We start from the raw sequence: 659 nt of genomic DNA, 5'->3' as shown, positions 1-659 counted from the left end.
CCCCGGCGGCGGGCGGACGGCCGCCGACGACGGCGAGCGGCAGGCCGCGCGGGCCGTCCAGCCGGGGTACGGAGGCCAGCAGCCCGGCCGTGTAGCGGTGCCGGGGCTGTTCCAACAGCCTTTTCACCGGGGCGCGTTCGGCGATCCGTCCGGCGTACATGACCTGGACGGTGTCGCAGGTGCGGGCGACCACACCGAGGTCGTGGGTGATCAGCAGCACGGCGGTGCCGGTCTCGTCGCGCAGCCGGACCAGCAGGTCGAGGATGTCGGCCTGGGTGGTGGGGTCGAGGGCGGTGGTGGGTTCGTCGGCGATGAGCAGGTCGGGCCGGTTGGCCATCGCCATGGCGATCAGCACCCGCTGGCGCATGCCGCCGGAGAACTCGTGCGGGCGGTCGCGGTAGCGGCGGGCGGGTTCGGGGATGCCGACCAGGTCGAGGAGTTCGAGCGCGCGGGCGCGGGCGTCGGCCCGGCCCGCGCCGTGCACCAGGGCGGCCTCGGCGAGTTGGCGGCCGATCGGCATCCGGGGGTTGAGGTAGGCGAGCGGGTCCTGGAAGACCATGCCGATCCGCCGGCCCCGGACGGCGCGCACGGCGGGTTCGGGAAGGGCGAGCAGGTCGGTGCCGTCCAGGCGGACGGTGCCGGCGGTGGTCCGGCAGCCG

At 75.7% G+C, this 659-nt stretch carries 1 protein-coding gene; it reads right to left on the bottom strand.

The features are described from left to right. Nucleotides 1–659: ABC transporter ATP-binding protein (locus ABD308_RS11655; RefSeq protein WP_344332025.1), on the bottom strand; the 659-nt coding region annotated here is incomplete at both ends.

Origin of the sequence: Kitasatospora putterlickiae, from assembly GCF_039527695.1 — a bacterium.
Classification (GTDB): domain Bacteria; phylum Actinomycetota; class Actinomycetes; order Streptomycetales; family Streptomycetaceae; genus Kitasatospora; species Kitasatospora putterlickiae.
The sequence above is the reverse complement of the archived record's forward strand: the minus strand, read 5'-3'. Positions and strand labels throughout refer to the sequence as shown.